The organism is Nannocystis sp. RBIL2 (assembly GCF_026626745.1).
In the GTDB taxonomy this organism is placed as follows: Bacteria; Myxococcota_A; Polyangia; order Nannocystales; family Nannocystaceae; genus Nannocystis.
In genome coordinates this window covers 1,396,960-1,414,493 of record NZ_JAPNJW010000002.1, presented here as the reverse complement: position 1 = coordinate 1,414,493, position 17,534 = coordinate 1,396,960, and the positions used below count along the sequence as shown (strand labels likewise).

Sequence of the window (17,534 nt, the reverse complement as noted above, 5' to 3'; positions counted from 1 at the left end):
AACCCGAGAAACCCGGAGAATCGAGCAATAGGCCATGCACGTCCCGGCGACCGACCACGAACCTGGGCGCGACGACGACCCGCGCCGCGCGCGGTTTTACGCGCTCTATCGGCGCGAGTTCGACTTCGTATGGGCGGCGGCGCGCCGCTTCGGGGTGCCGCCGGTGGTCCTGGATGACGTGGTGCAGGAGGTGTTCATCACGGCGTATCGCCGGCTCGACGAGCTGCGGTACGAGGTCTCGCCGCGGGCGTGGCTGTTCGCGGTCACGCGGCGGATCGCCTGGCGCTACCGGCGGGGCGCGGCCCGGCAAGCTCGACGGGTCGCGGCGCTCGCCGAGGTGTTGCCGGCGGCACACGACGCCCCGCACCAGCGGCTCGACACGGCCCAACAGCTCGAGCAGTCGCTGGCTCAGCTCGCCGGAGAGCTCCGCGCGGTGTGGGAGATGACCGAGCTGCTGGGGATGAGCGGGCCGGAAGTCGCCTCGGAGCTGGCGTTGCCGGTCAACACCGTTTACTCGCGGCTGCGGCTGGCGCGGGGGCAGCTGCAGGCGCGGCTGGGTGAGGCGGAGCTGGCGGCGTCGGCCGAACAGATGCGCCGCCGGGACGCTGCGCCGCCCGGACGGGCGCAGCGCACGTGGGTGTTGCTGGGGCCGGTGCTCGGCAAGACCGGCGCGGTGGGGACCCTCGGAGCGCTGGCCACGACCCGGACGGCGGTGGCGGCGACGCTGATCGTCGCGGGGGGCGCGACCATGCACGCGACCGAACGCGGGGCCGGGCCACGACCTCCACCACCGGCGCGGGGGGCCGAGCGAGGCGAGACGGTCCTGTCCCCGAAGACAGGCGCAATCGCAGCCCGGAGCGAGCCGAGCGCAGACCCACCGCCGCCGGTGCCGCGGGCGACGGCAGCGTCGCCGCCGGCGAAGCCCGATCGCCTGTCCGCCGAGGTGTCGCTGCTCGACCAGGCTCGCGGGCGCCTGGACGAAGGCGCGGCTGCGGTCGCGCTGGCCTTGCTGGTCGCGCATGCCCGCGAATTCCCGCGCGGCGCCCTGGTCGACGCCCGTGAGGCGGCGCGGGTCGATGCGCTGTGCCAGCTGAACCGCGCAGCCGAGGCCGAGGCCGTCGCGCAGCGCCTGGTCGTGGAGTTCCCGACCTCGGCGCTGGTACAGCAGTTCGAGCACTACGTGTGCGCGCGATAACTCGTGACGCCACCGCTCTGATTGGGCCGACCCGCGATCCTGGCTCGTGACGGAAGGGCGCAGCTTCGGAGAACTATACCACAGAGGGGTAACCCCGTGACGCTCTCCGCGGAGAACCGCCCTGCCATCAATCTCGCCGCTCTCCTCGCCGCCGGCTGCCTCCTGGCCTGCGTGTTGGATTATCCGGTCGGCCAGAGCCCGGGCACCGCTTCCACGGCTGGCACGCTGTCCGCCGGCCCTGCGCCCGACCTCGGCGCATTCACCCCGGGGCTCGTCGTCATGCTCGAGAGCTATCAGCAGAGCCCGCCGGATCTCGATCGCATCCGCGTCAGCGCCGACGGCGGCGTGCTCCTGTTCGCCAGGACAGGTCATGGCAGTCTGCACGCGGACGACTGGTCGCCGCTGCAATTCAGCGACGAGGCGTTCTGCGACCCGAGCGAGAGCGACGACTGCGGGTACGAGTTCGCGCGCTACATGTTCTCGGCCGCGACTCCGGGCGGCGAGCCGGTCGTGCTGCACGACGGCTCGCACGCCGACGTCGGCGAGTACCAAGTGTGGGTGCCCACGGCGATCGAGGTCGCGACCGAGGGGAATCTGTGCGCCGACGCGTACCCCGGCCGCTGGACGATCGCGATGCTGCGCAGGCCGTGAGCGCGCCGGCGCCCGCGCGGGCGATCATCGCGGAATGCGTCCAGGAACGCGGTCCGCTCACCGACGAGGACCGCTGCCCCGCCGGGGGGCCCGCCCCGCTCCTGAATGAAGGCAGTGTCGTCCTCGGCGGCGTCGCGGCGCAAAGGCGAACATGACCCGTGCATCGGGCTCGCGGAAGCGCGTCGCGGCCGCCTCGACCTCCCCAGCGTGAATGCCGAGGGCGGCACGACCCACCGGCGCCGCGCGGACTGTGTGGGCGGCGGACCGCCTGTTCTCCAGGAGTCACCAATTCCAGCGGAGAAAGCAGCGAGCGGTCGAGCGGGCCGACGGCCTATTCGGCCGAGGCCCATCGTCTCGGCGAATACGCCGACGGCGGGATGTTCTCCGCGGGCCGTGGATTCCAGCGGAGAAAGCAGCGAGCGGTCGAACTCTCGCCGTTTCCCGAGCCCACAACGTCCTTTCGCCCGGTCGGTCCCGGCTGATTCGCGACGACCAATTTGCAGCCGACGGGATTCATCGCAGCTTGACTTTCGCTCGGGTTCTGAGAAAGTCATTCATGTCGCATGCCTCGAATTGTTCGGGGCACTCGGCGCAAACACTGGAGGTATCTCATGCGTTCTGCTCATGTTTTCGCGGTGATGGCATTCGTCCTGTCTTTCGGTGCGATCGGGGTCGGCACGGCGTCCGCCGCGCCCAGGTGCTGCGACCCCATCTGCCTGCAGGAGGAGCCGCCCAACGCCTGCAACTGGTGCACCCCCTGCGCGGGCGACGAGACCACCGCCGTCAGCGAGATGGTGTACGACGAGGTCCTGGGCCTTTGCTACGAGAGCGACGCGGCGGAGCCGAGCCCGTGCGACGTCGTCGAGACCGGCGACGGCGCGCAGGACCTCGAGACGAAGTGATCCCACCCTCGTGAATGGTGGCTCATCCGGGTCGAATGCCGGCTCCCGTCGAAGGTCATAGTCCTTCGATTCGCCGCCGGCGAGGTCCGAGCCGCCGAGGCTCCGGCCAAGACGAATGGCCAGGGGCGATTTGAACCCGGCGTCCGTGCGGACGCCTGGGGAGGTGCCTCCGAACACCTCGACCAGGGTATCGGTGTCCGAGTCGCCCGGAGCCGTCACCACGTGCACGGACTTGCCGACGGCGTTGGCGTCGGCCGGGAGCACGAACCAGTCGACGTCGGCGAGGCTGGACAGCGTCAGCGGACCGACCGGCATGCCGAGCGCGGGGCCCGGCTGGGCGGTCGCGCAGGTGTCGGCGATCATTCGCGCCGAGCAACACCGGCGGCCGCACGTTCGCGCGCGCATGCGGCGGCGGGCGGAGGGAGACCCGCTCCTGGCGAGCTATGCGGGCGTGGCGGGCTCCGTCAGCGAGCCTCGTCTGGCGGTGCGGGCGAGGTAGGCGTAGTCTCCGCCTGCTCCCCACGAGGCGGCCATGAAACGCACCAGACCATACTTCCTCGCCGGGATTGCCCTGGTGGTTCTCGGCGCGCTGCTCGGGGCGTCCGGGACCCTCGTAGCCCTGGTGGGAGGTGGCCCGATCTCCATGGCCGGCGGAATCGTCCTGCGCGTCGAGCCCATGATGTGGACCAGCTTCGGGTGCTTCTTCCTCGCCGCCGCCGTCTTCGCCGGCGGTCTGGCGACGCCGTCCAGGTAGGCGCTCCGGGCTTTTGTCGGCGCCTGAGCCCGTCGTCGAGTCACCAAGGGTCGACCGCAGCGCCGTAAACCGCGCGGGTCCGGTCGCACTTGGAACACGGTGTCGGCATGCGAGCCGCAGACGTAGTCCATCCCCTCCGCTTTCCGCTGCAGCTCCACCCGAGGCCGCGACTTCAGCCGCTCCAACAGCTTCACCGACCTCGCCGCCCGTCTCGCCACCCTCACCGTCATCGCTCCCGGTGTCCGTGCCTCGTGCCCTGCGACGATGGTCTCTGCACGCGGCACAGACCGATGCACGCGGCCGGGGCTCGGGCGACACCGGCTTCGTCGAGGTGACGCAGGAGGTCGCCGCCTCGATGACGAACGAGGCCGGCGTGCTCGAGATCGAGGTGGGGCGCGTGTTGCTGCGGATCCGCGGCCATGTCGAAGCCGACGTGCTCGGGCGCGTGCTCGACGTGCTAAAGGGGCGACGATGATCCCGGCGTCGGTGCGGATCTTCGTATGCACCGAGCCGCAGGACATGGGGCGGGGAACAGACGCTCAGCGGCCCGGTTGCATCTGCGCGATGCAGAACCGGAGCGCCTCGCTCAGCGTCGAGCGGACGACCAAGCCGGAGAGGTCGAAGCCGAGCGCGACGATGGTCTGGGCAATGTTCGGGTGGATGCCCGTCAGAATCCCCTCGGCGCCGAGCAGGCGGATCGCGCGGATCAGGCCGAGCAGGTGGCTCGCGGTGCCGGTGTCAACGACGTCGACCCCGGTCAGGTCGAGGATTGCGAAGCGCGCCCGGGAGCGCGCGACCGCCTGCAGCAGACTGTCCATGATCTCTGCGGTGCGCACGCTGTCGACGAGACCGATGATCGGCAGGGTGAGGACGTGGTCCCAGACCTGGATGATCGGCGTCGAGAGCTCGCGGATCGCCTGTTGCTGACGCTCGATCTGCTCGAGGCGGGTCTGCAGCTCCCGCTCGTTGCGTCGCATCTCGGTGACGTCGAGGGTGACGCCGACGAGCGCGGTGACCTCGCCACCGCGCGCGCGCACGGGGATCTGCCAGTTCTCGAAGTCGTAGCCCGCCTCGACCGAGGGGTAGTGCGCGTGCTGTCCGGAGAGCCCGGCGCGGATCGTCTCGGTCGCCGGGTTGTCGGGGAAGGCCGTGAGGATGTTGCCGCCGGCGAGCATGTCCGGCGTGAGCCCGAAGTGCGCGAGGCCCTTGCCTTCGGCGAACAGGTAGTCGCCCTTCGGGTCGATGATCCAGACGGAGAGCGCGAGGTTGTCGAGAATCGCCCGCAGAGCGGTACGCTCGAGGTGGATGCGCCGCTCGGTCTCGGTCTCGACGTTTACGTCACGACCGTAGAGCATCGCGCCGGCGGGCGCGCCGGTCGGGTCGCGCAGCGGCTGCACGAGCCAGGTACACGTGAAGGTGCGATCGTCGCGGCGGGTGGTCCAGGTGCGCCGGGCGCCGCGCGCCGCGCCGAGCAGCCCGCGCCACGCCACGTCGCCGCCCTCGACGGGGACCCGCTCAGCGAGCGTCCGGCCGCGGTCACGCGCGGGGTCGAGGCCGAGCAGCGCGCCGGCCTCGTCGTTCCAGTCGAGAATGCGCGCGTCGGCGTCGATCCGGAGCACGACGAAGGGCGCCTGCTGCAATACATCGGATACGTCGAGATTCATCGGGCGCATCGTAGGCGTGCGCCGCTGGGCCTGTCTACGTCTGCGAGCGCGCGGGGCTCGACCGCCGCGCCCTGAGCACCGCCGGTGCGTCGCTTGCCGAGAGACCGGCCGCGCTCGTTCCCACGTTGTCGCCCGTACCGCCCGCCCCTGCTCCTGTCCGCCTGAGGGTCTCGCGAGGTCTTGAACAGCTCAACACGTGGGTCGGGCATCCGTATGGTGGCGTGGGTCGGTCTCCTGGTGACGCTGCCGTGGCCGCGCGCGCGGCTGGTCGCGCTCCCGCTGGGTCTCAGCGCGTTCATGGTCAGCGTCGGCGACATGGCCGACGCGACGAGCGACACGTCGGCGTGGGCGACGGTTCGTCTGATGCGCGGCCTGCTCGGGCTCATCACCGCGGTTCTGGTCCTGTGGTCGTACTCGCGGACCTCGCGGCCGGCGTGCCGCCTTCGCCGCGCGTCGGTATCATCGGTCGCCCGCCGGCGATGTGCGCTGTTGCGAGCGCCACCGCCATCGACGTGAGGAGTCGGGCTCCGCTCGCTGCAATCGACGAAACAAAATTGCCCGGCCTACATCCCCGCGTATCCGGACTGCCAGCGCTCCGGGATGTAGTTGCATTGGGCGTGCGACAAATCACCGGCAGCTCGCTGCGGGTGTATCAACCAATACGCCGTTACTCATCTCTTTGTTTGGGTGGCCATTCGCTTATTATTTCCTGCTCTTTCCCTGACTTGCCTCTACGTCCTCTCCGCTGACGCGCGAGCGCGCGATCTGCCGAACCTCCATGCGGCGATGTCTGTCCCTCCGGCCCCACCCGCGCCAGTCGCCGCGGGGGTCGCGGTGGCGCGGGAGCCGGGGCGCGGCGCGCCCTCGCTGTTGTGGACCCCGCTCGCCGAGCCATCGCCGCAGTCGATGTCGCTCGAGGCGGCCGCGCGGTCGCATCTCGAGCGCCATGCGCCGAGCTACGGCGTCACGCGGGCGGCTCTCGCGGCGGCGCGTCACCTGTACACCCACGACACCGGGCGCGGCGGGATCATCGTCGCGCTGCGGCAGACCGTGGACGGCGTCGACGTGTTCCAGGCCGACATCAAGCTCCTGCTCGATCGCACGCGCCGGTTGGTGGCGATCTCGGGGACCCCACACCCGGCGGCGCTGCCCGGGCGGGCGCCGGCCTTCGCGCTGTCCGCCGAGCGTGCGATCGGCATCGCCCTGCGCGACCTCCACGGCGACATCGGGGAGGTCGCGCTCGCGGCGAGGGAGACGCGGGCCGAATGGCGTCACTACGCGCTCACGTCCGGCGGGCGGCTACGATTCCGCGAGCCCGCGCGCGTGCGGCCGGTCTACTTCCCGCTCGGCGACAGGCTGGTGCCGGGGCACTTCGTCGAGCTGCAGACCTCGCTCGACGGGCAGGAAGACCTCTATCAATACATCGTCGCCGCCGACGACGGCCAGCTCCTATACCGCCGCGACGCGACCGCCCACTCCCATCAATACCGGGCGTGGGCCGAGCCCGGAAAAGACGGGCGGCCGCTCGACGGCCCGACGATCGACTACAACCCGCACCCGACGGGCGTCCCGGGCAAGGGCCCGACGAAGTTCACGGAGCCCGCGCTCATCACGATGGAGGGCTTCAACACCAACCCCGACGGCGAGCCCGACCCGTGGCTGCCGCCGGCCGCGACCGAGACCCGGGGCAACAACGTCGACGCCTACGTCGATCCGAGCCGCGACAATCCCGAGCCCGGGGATCGGCTCCGCGCCACGGCGACCTCGCCCGGCGTGTTCGATCACGTGTACGACCCCGCCCTCGGCCCGCGTGCGAATGAGACGCAGTGGAAGGCGGTCGCCGTCAACCTGTTCTACGTCGCCAATTGGCAGCACGACTGGTGGTACGAGTCCGGGTTCACCGAGGCGACCGGCAACGCGCAGGCCGACAACTTCGGGCGCGGTGGGACCGAGGGCGACCCGATGCTCGTCGAGGCGCAGGAGGGCACCTTCAGCGGGCTGCGCAACAACGGCTGGATGGGGACCCCGGTCGACGGCGCCTCGCCGCGGATGGAGATCTTGCTGTTCGATCCGGCGGCGCTGGCGGACCTCGAGCTGACGCCGCTGAACCAGCAGTTCAATGCGCGGGCGGCGAGCTTCGGCCCGGAGAACTTCGACGTGACGGCGACGATGGTGCAGGTCGTCGACGCCGGCGGTGTGAACCCTGGCGACGGCTGCGATCCGCCGCTGAACGACGTGAGCGGTCAGATCGCGCTGATCAAACGCGGCGGCTGCGACGACGAGTTCAAGGTCGCCGCCGCCGAGGCCGCCGGGGCGGTCGGAGTCGTCCTCGTCAGCGCCAGCAACGACCTCAACCCGCCCGAGCTCCAAGACTCGGAGGACATCGTCGATCCGTCGATCCCCGCCGTCGGCACGAGCAAGGCCGCGGGTGACGCGATCGAGGCGGCGTTGCAACTCGGCCAGCAGACCGTGCACATCGCCGGCGCTCCGAGCCCGGATCGAGACGGCGCCCTTGACAACTTGCTGGTCGCGCACGAGTGGGGGCACTTCCTCCACTACCGCCTCGCCTTCACCGGCAGCGCGGCGGGCCGGGCCCAGAGCGAGGGGTGGGGCGACTTCAACGCGCTGCTGATGAGCCTGCGCGAGGGCGACGACCTCGACCGGGCCTTCGTCATCGGTCAGTACGCCAATCTCGACTCGACCGGCTACTTCGGCTTTCGGCGCGTGCCGTACTCGGTCGACCCGACGCGAAACGCCCTGAGCTTCCGCCACATCGCCGACGGCGAGCCGCTGCCGGACGACCACCCGGTCAAGAAGTCGCCGAGCCCGAACAGCCAGCAGCACAACGCCGGCGAGGTGTGGGCGTCGATGTTGTGGGAGGCTTACGTCGCGCTGCACGAGGCCCACAAGGGCGACCTCACGTTCGACGAGGTCCGGCGGCGGATGTCCGACTACGTGGTCGCCGCGATGATGCTGGCGCCGCCGGACGCGACCCATACCGAGCAGCGGGACGCCCTGCTGATGGCCGTCGCGGCGACCAGCGCGGCGGACGCGACGAGGTTCGCCGCCGCGTTCGCGCGCCGCGGGGCGGGCAGTTGCGCCGTCTCGCCGCCGCGCTACTCGGAGACCTTCCAGGGCGTGAAGGAGGACTTCGAGGTGCGGGGGCGGGGCGTCCCGCTCACCGCGAAGCTGAGCGACGACCTCGCGTCGTGCGACCACGACGGCGTGCTCGACGTCGGCGAGGTCGGGCAGGTCGAGGTCGAGGTGTTCAACGCCGGCATGGTGCCGCTCCCGCCCGGATCGAAGCTCGAGGTGGCGGAGTTCGATCCGGCGCTGGTGTTTCCCGACGGGCTCGCGGTGGCGTTGCCGGAGCTCGCGCCGCTGGAGAAGACCACGGTGAAGATCACGGTCGCGCTCGCCGATACGGTGACCGCGCCGCAGCCCATCGCGCTCCGGCTGCGGGTCAACGGGGCGGAGGGGTGCGAGGCGCCCGGCCAACTGCTGCTGCGCGGTCAAGGCCATGCCGACCGCCAGATGGCGAGCTCGACGAGCGACGACGTCGAGGTCGACGAGACGCCGTGGACCGTCGAGGGCGAGCTCGGCGAGCTGGTCTGGTCGCGCATGGGGAACGGCCCCGGCCACGTCTGGCATGCCGCCGACATCCCGACGAACAGCGACGTCAGCCTGGTCTCGCCGCCGCTGGTCGTGTCGAAGGACGAGGACTTCGTGCTCAGCTTCGAGCATGCGTTCAGCTTCGACTTCATCAACGATCATCCGTGGGACGGCGGCGTGATCGAGCTTTCGAGCGACGACGGCGAGAACTGGCACGATCTCAACCTGGTCCTCCCAGAGGCCGGCTATAACGGCGAGATCAGCGCCAACGGCAATGTGCTGACCGGACGTCCCGCCTTCGTCGGCGAGAGCTATGGCTACCCGACGCGCAAGCCTTGGAGCGTGAACCTCGGCAAGAAGCTCGCGGGGCTGACGATGCGCCTTCGCTTCCGCGTCGGCACCAACGGAGCCTACAGCGCACCCGGCTGGGACATCGACGACATCTCGATCTCAGGTCTCACCAACTCGCCGTTTCCGCGCTGGATCCCCGACGCCGGCTCGTGCGTCCCCTCCGAGGACCCCACCGACGGGGACGAGAGCGGAGAGGCGCCGACCACCGGCGCCTCGACCGACCCCACCGAGGGCAGCACGTCGGCCGGCGAAGCCTCGGACACCGGGCCCGGGGCCAACGTCTCGGCCGGGTGTGGTTGCGTCGTCGGTGAGGACGGCCCGGCCCCGCTGGCCCAGGCGTTACCGTGGCTGGCGCTGCTGGGCCTGCGCCGGCGCCGGCGCCGCTGACCGCGGGCGTACAACGTCGAGGCCCCTCGTCGACGGTGAACCCGCCTGCGCACGATTGGGCCGCTGGAAACGGGCGGGAGCCGTTGGTGCCGCTGCAGCCGATGCGTGGCGGTGGCGGCGGTGGTACTTGCGCACCGAGATGCGAGGCCCATGATTGGCTGTCTCGCGCGTGGCGCCGTTCCGGGGTCGTGGCGCCCCGGGGCCACCGGAGCGAACTGCCCGTCGCTGGAGTTCCTGCCCGCGGGCGGACGTGACGGATGTGCTCCAGTCGGCTGGTTGGCTTCCAGGACACGCGCACCGGCGTGCGCCCCGCTGGCCGAACTTTCGGCGTCGAGCTCGGCGAAGCGGGGCTTCGGCAGTCTGTCGGAAGCGCCGCTCGCCGGGTAATCACGACGAGGTCCATACCTCGCTCGCGCATCACACTGGTCGATGTACCGCCGACCTGGCACGCGAGGCGCCCCGCGCTCGTGGCCCGCTTCGGACCTGGGGAGCCGAGGCGCCCGGCGATGATCACGGAGCGCTGCGCGCGGCCTGCACGAGCCTCGGGGCCTCGCTGGCCTCGCTGACCGGGCCGGCGAGCTGGAAGTCGCAGGAAGCCCGGGCGAACAGGGAGACGAGCAAGGTTATCAACATGCCGCCCAGGGTGGCGGTGGTGAGGGGGGCGATCGAGGGGACGGGCTGTGCCGGGTTTCGGGATCGACGACGGCGAGCACCCGGCTGCTCGGGAGCCCGAGCTGCCGGACTACGAAGAGCTCGTCATCCGGGGTGCTCGCCAAGCCCTTGGCCGTGGCACGACAGAACTCGTGCCAGTGCTTGAACATGTCGAGCACGTCCCGCATCCCCCCTTGCTCGTCAAACGCCATCGCCCTCATCGACGGCTCAGGCTAGCACGCGCGAGGTGACTGTGCACTGCAACGTATACAGCGTCCAGCGGCGATGCGCCAAGCAACGCGTACAGCTCTGCTGGAGCAATGCGTGCAGCAATCGGCGCAGCGCTGTCCATCGATCGACACAGGAATGCGTACACAAAATTGCGATGAACCGCGTCTCCACGGTCCCGCTCGAAGATGCTCAAGCGACACCCAACTGGCGTTGGTGGTCGAAATTAGGCACTTGCGCACCCGTTCGCGAGTGCCAGTGTTCGGGCGGAGGTTGCTGCCGTGCATGGGGTGAGGTTGCTCGACGCTCAGGATCGCGCGTGTCTTGAAGTGCATGTTCCAAAGGACAAGTTGCAGGAGTCGGTAGAGCTGTTCCTTCGACTCTATCCGGGCAAGCGGCTCTGGATCGATGGCACGATCGGGCAGCTCGGTGGCGAAAACGTGTCCAGCGCTGGTCCGTCGCCCGCCGGCGGCCCCGATGTCCGCCCCGCCGAGCCGGTGCTCGCGCCCATGGCGGCCATCCTGAAACTCGGCTCGATGATGTTCGCCGAGCACCTGGAATGCCAGCGACGGCTGACCGACGAGATGATGCAGCAGTACAGTAAGGTCCGGAGGAACGTGGGATGGAGATGTTCTTGGAAGCGTGCAAAGGCGCGCCCAAGGCAGACGCGACGGAGAAGAAGAAGGAGGACAAGAAAGAACCTGAGAAAAGAGTCCCCAAGCTGGCCGAATTGTGGATCGACTTCGACAACGAGCACATTCGCCATCAGAAAGCTTCCACTCAATCCGGATACCGTAGCATTTACCGCAAAGACCTCGGCCCGTTGCTGGGCAAGGTCCGTGCGGACCAAATCGCGAAAGAGCATCTTGCGAACCTTCGCTCGCGGATGATGGAGCGTGGATGCGTCCGAAGTTCAATCGAGCTGGCGGAGCAGAAACTTACCGCTTGCCTTAACTGGGCGAAGGAGCGGGGGAAGCTCCCAGCCATGCATGCGATTCCGTCGCTCAAGTGGCCCAAGGCCGAGAAAAAGAAGGTGGACGTTTACACCGAGGCGGAGCTTGAGCAGCAGATCGATGCGGCCGAGGACCTGGAAGAGCGAGTCCTGATGTTGCTGCTGGTGGACGGCGCCATGCGCATTGGTGAATGCGCCGGCCTCCAGTGGTCGGACATCAACTGGGACGTGGGCATGACGATCCAGCGGAACGTCTCCCATTGTGTCTTCCAGGACAGCCCTAAGGGCGAGGTCGGGACGATCCCGCTGACGTCCCGTCTGAAGGAAGCTCTCCGGGAGCTTCTGGCGACGCGGCCCGACGTGAAGTTCGTCTTCCTGCCCAAGAGGGGACGGCGCGCTCACACCACGGATCAAGCGCTGGCGTGGATCGTGAACAAGATCCAGGTCCGGGCCGGTGTGGAGGTCCGCGGGCCGCACCGGATCCGTCACTCCGTGCTCACCCACCTGGCCGAGGCCGGCGAGAGCCCGTACGCGCTTCAGGCTCTTGCCCGTCACTCGGATCTTCAGACGACCCTGCTGTATTATGTCCATGTGAACAAGCTCGCGCTTGCCAAGCAAGCCATCGCCGCGCTGGAGGCCCGGTCCTCTCGACTTGGCAAAGGTCAGGCAAAGCTTGGCAACGTGGTCCAGATGCGGTCTAAACGTACGTTTACGAACTAAATGGTACTTCCCGAGCAAGGAAGAGGTCGGGCTGTCGTCGATCGACCGGGTGGTGGCGCAGACGTACGCGCGGCTGGTGGCGCTGGCGAGCGGGGGCGGCGATCCGGCCGAGGTGCTGCGCGCGGTGCTGATCGAGCGGGTGCTGCGGCGGTTCGACAGCGTCAGCGCGTACCGCCAGAGCCTCGACGAGCTGTTCGAGGCGGTGCGGCCGGGGTACATGGCCCGAAGGACAGCTCACATGGAGCGCGAGGTGGCGCTGGTGGCCGGGGTGCTGGCGGCCGGCGTGGCGTGCGGGCGGTTCGAGGTCGAGGACGCGGCGGCGACTGCGTCGACTCTGGTGAAGGCGACCAATGCGTTCCTGCCGTTCAGCCTGAGCGTCGCCGAGCTCGGCGAGCGGGCGAAGGTCGAGGTCGAGGTCCGGCGCATGGCGGCGCTGCTGCTGAAGAGCGTGGTCGCGCCGGCGGCGGAGGCTCGACGCGCGGCGAAGCGGTCGGCACGGGCGAAGCCGACGCGGGGCAAGCCGGCGCGGGGCAAGCCGGCGCCGGCACGGGCGCGGACGCGCGGCGCGAAGTGAAGTCGAAGAGGTGAGGCGAAGATGCGATTGTCGACAGTGATCCTCGGTTGGTTGGCGCTATCCACGTTGCACACGATCGGCTGCGCGAAGGCGGCGGTCGCCAGTCCGGCCGCGACGCCGCCGAGCTCCGGCGGGCCGCAGATGGCAGTGCCGAAGGCGCCGCCGCCGAGAGGGCCGGACGGGCCGATCACCGCGGCGGAGCGCGAGGAGGCGGTCGAGGCGCTGGCGCGCGAACTGACGGCGAAGTACGTGTTCCCGGCCAAGGCCAACGAGGTGGCCAAGGTGATCCGCGCCCGCCGCAAGCGCGGCGAGTACGACAAGATCACGACGGGCCACGCGCTGGCGACGACGCTGACGAACGACATCAACGAGGTGCTGCGCGACGCGCACTTCCACGTCCGCTTCAGCAAGGAGACGCTGCCGCCGCAGCAGACCGAGGGGAAGCCGTCGGCCGAGGAGCTGGCTCGCTTCGAGGACTTCTCGCGCCGCATGAACGGGGGGTTCGAGAAGGTCGAGCGGCTGCCCGGCAACATCGGCTACCTGGAAGTGCGCGGGTTCGCGTTCCCCGGCCGCGGGTTCGAGGCGGCGTCGGCGGCGATGGCGTTTTTGGCGGAGACCGACGCGCTGATCGTCGACCTGCGCCGCAACGGGGGCGGATCGCCGGAGATGGTGGCGTACCTGTGCAGCTATCTGTTCGACGAGCCGGTCCACCTGAACGACCTGTACTTCCGGCCAGCCAACGAGACGCGCCAGTTCTGGACGTCGCCGGTGCCGGGCGAGTCCTACGTGGGCCGCGAGGTCTACGTGCTGACGAGCCCGCGCACGGGGTCGGCGGCGGAGGAGTTCGCGTACAACCTGAAGAACCTGAAGCGGGCGACGATCGTCGGCGAGGTGACGTGGGGCGGGGCGAACCCGGGCGACATGGTCCGCCTCGGCGACCACTTCCGGGCGTTCGTGCCGACGGGCCGGGCGATAAACCCAGTCTCGAAGACGAACTGGGAGGGGGTGGGCGTGCAACCCGACATCGCGGTGCCGGCCGAGGACGCGCTGCGGGTGGTCCAGGTCAAGCTGATCGAGCAGCAGATCGCCAAGGCGACGGACCCGGAGCTGAAGGCGGAGCTGGAGGAGCGGCTCCGCGAGCTGCAGCCGAAGTGAGGCGCGGCCGGGGTGATGGGTCGAGGACATGCCCGAGAGGACATGTCCTGGAGGACATTCTTGAAGAGACAGAGTCGAACGCCCGCGCGATGCTCACGTAACCGGCCTCACGTTCGTTGCTGTCTTTTGAGCCATGTCTGAATGGACATGCCCAAATGGACAGATAATGCGCAGCGCTCACATGGCGAGCTGGGCGCCGTCGATCGCCAGGGAGTGGCCGGAGATGAAGGCGGCGTCGTCGCTGCTGAGCCAGGCGATCGCGCGGCCGACCTCGTCGGCGCGGCCGGGGCGGCCCATCGGGATGGCGGAGATGACGGGCTCCATGACCGCGGGGAAGTTCGCCAGGGCGTTGTCGACCATCGGCGTGCCGGTGATGGCGGTCGGGGCGACGCAGTTGACGCGGATGCCCTGCTTGGCGTGGCCGAGGGCGGCCGAGCGGGTGATGCCGAGGACGGCGTGCTTGGTGGCGACGTAGGCCGAACCGGTGGGCGTGCCGACGTGGGAGAGGATCGAGGCGACGTTGACGATGCTGCCGCCGCCGCCCTGCGCGACCATCTGCTTCAGCTGGTGCTTCATGCCGAGGAGGGTGCCGCGGACGTTGACGGCCATCATGCGATCGAAGGCGGCGCCGTCGACGTCGGTGACGGGGCCGAAGTCCTCGCAGATGCCGGCGGAGTTGACCGCGCAGTCGAGGCGGCCGAACTCGGCGACGGTGGCGGCGACGCCGGCGACGATGTCGTCCTCGACGGTGACGTCGAGGGGGACGAAGATCGCAGGGGTGCCGCGGGCGCGCAGCTGCTCGACGACGTCGAGCCCCTCGGCCCGGCGACGGGCGGCGACCACGATCCTGGCCCCGGCGTCGGCGAAGGCGAAGGCGGTCGCCTTGCCGATGCCCGAGTTGCCGCCGACGATCAGCGCGACCTTGTCTCGCAACGAACCCATGCTGCGAGCATAACCAAAGGCGCCGTCGATTCGGCGGCGCGGCAACGCTCGCGGCGGAGCGAGGCGCGGAGGTCTCCACGCGCGACGCGAGGACGGGGGCGAGGTCCTCGATGCGATGGATGGGCCATGCATCGGCGGCGCTGCGCGAGGAGGGTCGGGGTCGTCGGTCAGCGCGGGCCGGAGGTCGGCTCGACGCGGACGCAGGTGCCCTCGGCGCCCTCGCGGACGAACTTGGCCAGCAGCGCCTCCATCTCGACGCGGGTGCCCTGGGCGAGGGCGGCGAGGCGCGTGCGGGCGACGGCGGGCGAGAGGCCGAGAGTGTCGCGGAGGGCCCGCAGGACGCGGATCGGTCGCGGGCCGAGGCTGGTGAGGCGGACGATCCACGAGCCGTTGGTGGCCAGCACGGCGGCTCGCGCGGCCGAGTCGCCGGCGTTGCTGTCCGACTCGAGCGAGAGGCCGCAGGCGAGGCAGCGGATCGCGGTGGACCAACGGACCCCGTCGTCGCGGCGGGCGACGGTGTGATGCACGGTCACGCCGGTCCCACACTGGGGACACCGGGCGGACGTGGTCGCGTGTTCACGCGTGACGGACACGGCGCTAGGGCGCGGGGACGGGCTCGGCCCCGAGGTCGCGGGCGAGGTCGGCGAGCTCGCCGATCGGGACCTGCAGCGCGGGCAGACGGGTGATGTCCGCCCGCGCGGCCTGGGCGATCGACTCGCTGGCGCGCATGATGAGGCCGCCGTGGGCGTCGGCGACGACGGTGTAGCCGGCCTTGCGCAGGCGCGCGAGCCGGGCCTGGGCGGCGGGGGTGAGGTCGGTGGCGGTGATGCGCAGAGAGGGCACGCGGCTGGGCCAGAGGGCGGCGAGGTAGGCGGTGATCCGCGGCGGGTAGACGACGCCGCCGGCTGTCTTTTCGTTCAGGTGGACGTCGACCAGCGCGGGGAAGCCGTGCACGTCGCAGCGGACCGCCCCGTGCAGGTGGCTGGTCCACATCGCCTCGGGGCTGACGGGCGCGGGCCACAGACGATCGAACCACGCGGCGATGGCGTCGTAGCTGGGGAGGCGCTGGCCGCCGAGCGCGTCGCCGAGGCGCTGGACCTCGGCGCCGAACCGCTCGCCGCGCTCCTCGCGGCGCAGACGCAGGAGGACGGCGAGGACGGCGATCGGGGCGGCGACGTACCACAGGCCGAACAGGAGCAGGCCGCCGCAGACGATGGCGGCGAACAGGAGACCGAGGCCGCCGTCGTGGACTTGCTGCTGGCGCCGCTCGTCGGCGTGGCGGGCCAGGAGGGCGCGGCGGGCGACCGCGAGGGCGCTGGCGGGGATCCGCCCCTCGGGCTCGGGGCCGGCGACGTCGCGGCGATCGGGGAGGAAGGAGCGGACTGCGGCGATCAGCTCCTGGGTCGCGGGGGACGGCGGGCGGTCGGCGGGCTCGCGCACCGCGGCGACCACCAGCGGCGCCTCGGCCAGACCGCCGGGCGGAGCCGCGAGCCCCGCCGTCGAGGAGGGCGTGCTGAGGCTGGCGCCGGAGCGGTTGGAGAGGATCGCCAGGAGCGAGGAGTTCGACGGGTTCAACGCGGCGCCGGGGAGGGTGTCGCTGGCGGTCGTCCGCGCGGCCGGGTCGCGGGCGAGGCTGGCCCCGAGGCCAGGTGCCTGCTCGCGCGGGGCGGGCAAGGGGCCGGACAGCGCGGCGGGGTCGAAGCCGGGAGCGACCGCGGTGAGCGGGGCCGGGGCGGCGGGTGAGCTGTCTGCAGGGACAGGTGGCGGGGAGGTGTGGCGGGCGGTGATGTGGCTGTCCGAAGGGGCAGATAAGTGCTGGCTGTCCGTGGGGACAGGTTGAGATCGCGTGTCCTTGGGGTCGATGTTCCGGCTGTCCGTGGGGACAGGTTGGAATCGCGTGTCCGCGGAGACAGTTGCTTCGACGGGCAGGGACAGCTGGGCCGGCTCCGGCGCGGCGTCGTGGCCGTGGACGCCCAGGCCCGCGGCCAGCTCGGCCGGCAGGGTGCCGGGTCGGGCTTCCGCCCAGCGACCGGGGCGGGGGCCTTGCAAGGTGTCGCCGGGCTCGGGAGCGTCGAGCGGAGCAGCGCTGTCCCTCAGGACAGGTCGCACGGGGGCCGGGACTGCGGGCGGCGGGGCCGGGCCGATCGAGAGCAGGGTGGTCGGCGGGACGGGAGCGGCGAGCAGCCGGGCCGAGGGGCCGGGCTGGTGGCGCGCGTGGAGCCGCGGGCTCGGCGGCGGGGCCTCGGCCTCGGGTTCGGGGCTGACCTTCGGGACAGGTGCGCTGTGGACCAGGTCGCTGACTGCTTGCTGGATCGCCCGCTCGTAGAGGGCCAGGGCGTCGGCGACGGCCGGAGGCAAGCCGTGGGACTGGCGGCACGCAGGGCAGTCGGCGGCGTCGCGGAGGTCGGCGAGCGAGAGGGCGTGCTGGCAATGCGGGCAGCGCAACGCGAGCGTCGGAGAGAGCACGGCGGGACCATACCGCAGAACACGGGCGGCGCACCGGCCTGCGGGCGCGGGCGTGGGCGCGCAGGCGGAGGGAGCGGCCGGGAATGACGACAGCCGGCGTCGGCGGCGAGATCGCCGAGCGGGCTCGTCGGTGGTGCGACGGTGCCGAGCGCGGTCGAGATCGCGGCGGGGTGCGTGACGAGATCGACAGGGAGGGGCGGTGACGGCGGTCCGCGAGCGGAGGACGGGGCGGGACGCGGTTCATGGCCGCGGCCCGGAGGCGGCGCTCCGCGAGCGTTGGCGGCCCGGGGCCGCGAATCGGTGGCGGGGCGGCGCCGGGCGCGGGCGAGG

At 70.8% G+C, this 17,534-nt stretch carries 14 protein-coding genes; 9 read left to right on the top strand and 5 right to left on the bottom strand.

Annotation, left to right across the window (positions count from 1 at the left end; all coding sequences use genetic code 11):
- Positions 1 to 34: 34 nt before the first annotated feature.
- The 5 genes from OV090_RS30805 to OV090_RS30785 all read left to right on the top strand — a co-directional run bounded on the left by OV090_RS30805 (position 35) and on the right by OV090_RS30785 (position 3,977).
- Positions 35 to 1,195: a sigma-70 family RNA polymerase sigma factor gene (locus tag OV090_RS30805; RefSeq protein WP_267708225.1), complete on the top strand. Its 1,161-nt coding sequence runs from the start codon at positions 35 to 37 to the stop codon at positions 1,193 to 1,195.
- A gap of 96 nt (positions 1,196 to 1,291) precedes the next feature.
- Entirely contained in the window at positions 1,292 to 1,846 is a 555-nt protein-coding gene (locus tag OV090_RS30800) for a hypothetical protein (protein ID WP_267708224.1), read from the top strand.
- Between the two features lie 638 nt (positions 1,847 to 2,484).
- Complete coding sequence (locus OV090_RS30795) at positions 2,485 to 2,748, top strand: hypothetical protein (protein WP_267708223.1); 264 nt, start codon at positions 2,485 to 2,487, stop codon at positions 2,746 to 2,748.
- A 532-nt stretch (positions 2,749 to 3,280) separates the two neighbouring features.
- Positions 3,281 to 3,502 (top strand): hypothetical protein, encoded by a 222-nt coding sequence (locus tag OV090_RS30790; RefSeq protein WP_267708222.1) that lies wholly within the window; start codon positions 3,281 to 3,283, stop codon positions 3,500 to 3,502.
- Positions 3,503 to 3,746: 244 nt separating this feature from the next.
- Complete coding sequence (locus OV090_RS30785) at positions 3,747 to 3,977, top strand: hypothetical protein (RefSeq protein WP_267708221.1); 231 nt, start codon at positions 3,747 to 3,749, stop codon at positions 3,975 to 3,977.
- 64 nt (positions 3,978 to 4,041) lie between these two features.
- Here OV090_RS30785 and OV090_RS30780 read toward each other — a convergent pair whose 3' ends face one another.
- Positions 4,042 to 5,166: a PAS domain-containing protein gene (locus tag OV090_RS30780; protein WP_267708220.1), complete on the bottom strand. Its 1,125-nt coding sequence runs from the start codon at positions 5,164 to 5,166 to the stop codon at positions 4,042 to 4,044.
- Positions 5,167 to 5,952: 786 nt separating this feature from the next.
- Between OV090_RS30780 and OV090_RS30775 the strand changes: the two genes are divergently transcribed.
- Positions 5,953 to 9,516 carry a M36 family metallopeptidase gene (locus tag OV090_RS30775; RefSeq protein WP_267708219.1) on the top strand — a complete coding sequence of 1,188 codons (3,564 nt, stop codon included), beginning with the start codon at positions 5,953 to 5,955 and terminating at the stop codon, positions 9,514 to 9,516.
- Between the two features lie 510 nt (positions 9,517 to 10,026).
- Here the strand turns inward: OV090_RS30775 and OV090_RS30770 are convergent.
- Entirely contained in the window at positions 10,027 to 10,149 is a 123-nt protein-coding gene (locus OV090_RS30770; RefSeq protein WP_267708218.1) for a hypothetical protein, read from the bottom strand.
- A gap of 868 nt (positions 10,150 to 11,017) precedes the next feature.
- On the opposite strand from OV090_RS30770, the gene OV090_RS30765 reads away from it, so the two are divergent.
- Genes OV090_RS30765 through OV090_RS30755 form a run of 3 tightly spaced genes read left to right on the top strand, consistent with a single transcriptional unit; the run spans position 11,018 to position 13,796 of the window.
- Entirely contained in the window at positions 11,018 to 12,067 is a 1,050-nt protein-coding gene (locus OV090_RS30765) for a tyrosine-type recombinase/integrase (RefSeq protein WP_267708217.1), read from the top strand.
- Positions 12,068 to 12,119: 52 nt separating this feature from the next.
- On the top strand, positions 12,120 to 12,641 hold the full coding sequence (locus OV090_RS30760; protein WP_267708216.1) for a hypothetical protein: 522 nt from the start codon (positions 12,120 to 12,122) through the stop codon (positions 12,639 to 12,641).
- 21 nt (positions 12,642 to 12,662) lie between these two features.
- Entirely contained in the window at positions 12,663 to 13,796 is a 1,134-nt protein-coding gene (locus tag OV090_RS30755; RefSeq protein ID WP_267708215.1) for a S41 family peptidase, read from the top strand.
- A 177-nt stretch (positions 13,797 to 13,973) separates the two neighbouring features.
- Here the strand turns inward: OV090_RS30755 and OV090_RS30750 are convergent, their stop codons facing one another.
- The 3 genes from OV090_RS30750 to OV090_RS30740 all read right to left on the bottom strand — a co-directional run bounded on the left by OV090_RS30750 (position 13,974) and on the right by OV090_RS30740 (position 17,204).
- Positions 13,974 to 14,738 (bottom strand): glucose 1-dehydrogenase, encoded by a 765-nt coding sequence (locus OV090_RS30750; RefSeq protein ID WP_267708214.1) that lies wholly within the window; start codon positions 14,736 to 14,738, stop codon positions 13,974 to 13,976.
- Positions 14,739 to 14,905: 167 nt separating this feature from the next.
- The gene (locus OV090_RS30745; RefSeq protein ID WP_267708213.1) at positions 14,906 to 15,265 is read right to left on the bottom strand and encodes a hypothetical protein; all 360 of its coding nucleotides are present in this window, start codon (positions 15,263 to 15,265) and stop codon (positions 14,906 to 14,908) included.
- Between the two features lie 70 nt (positions 15,266 to 15,335).
- Positions 15,336 to 17,204: a hypothetical protein gene (locus OV090_RS30740; RefSeq protein WP_267708212.1), complete on the bottom strand. Its 1,869-nt coding sequence runs from the start codon at positions 17,202 to 17,204 to the stop codon at positions 15,336 to 15,338.
- Between the last annotated feature and the right edge of the window lie 330 nt (positions 17,205 to 17,534).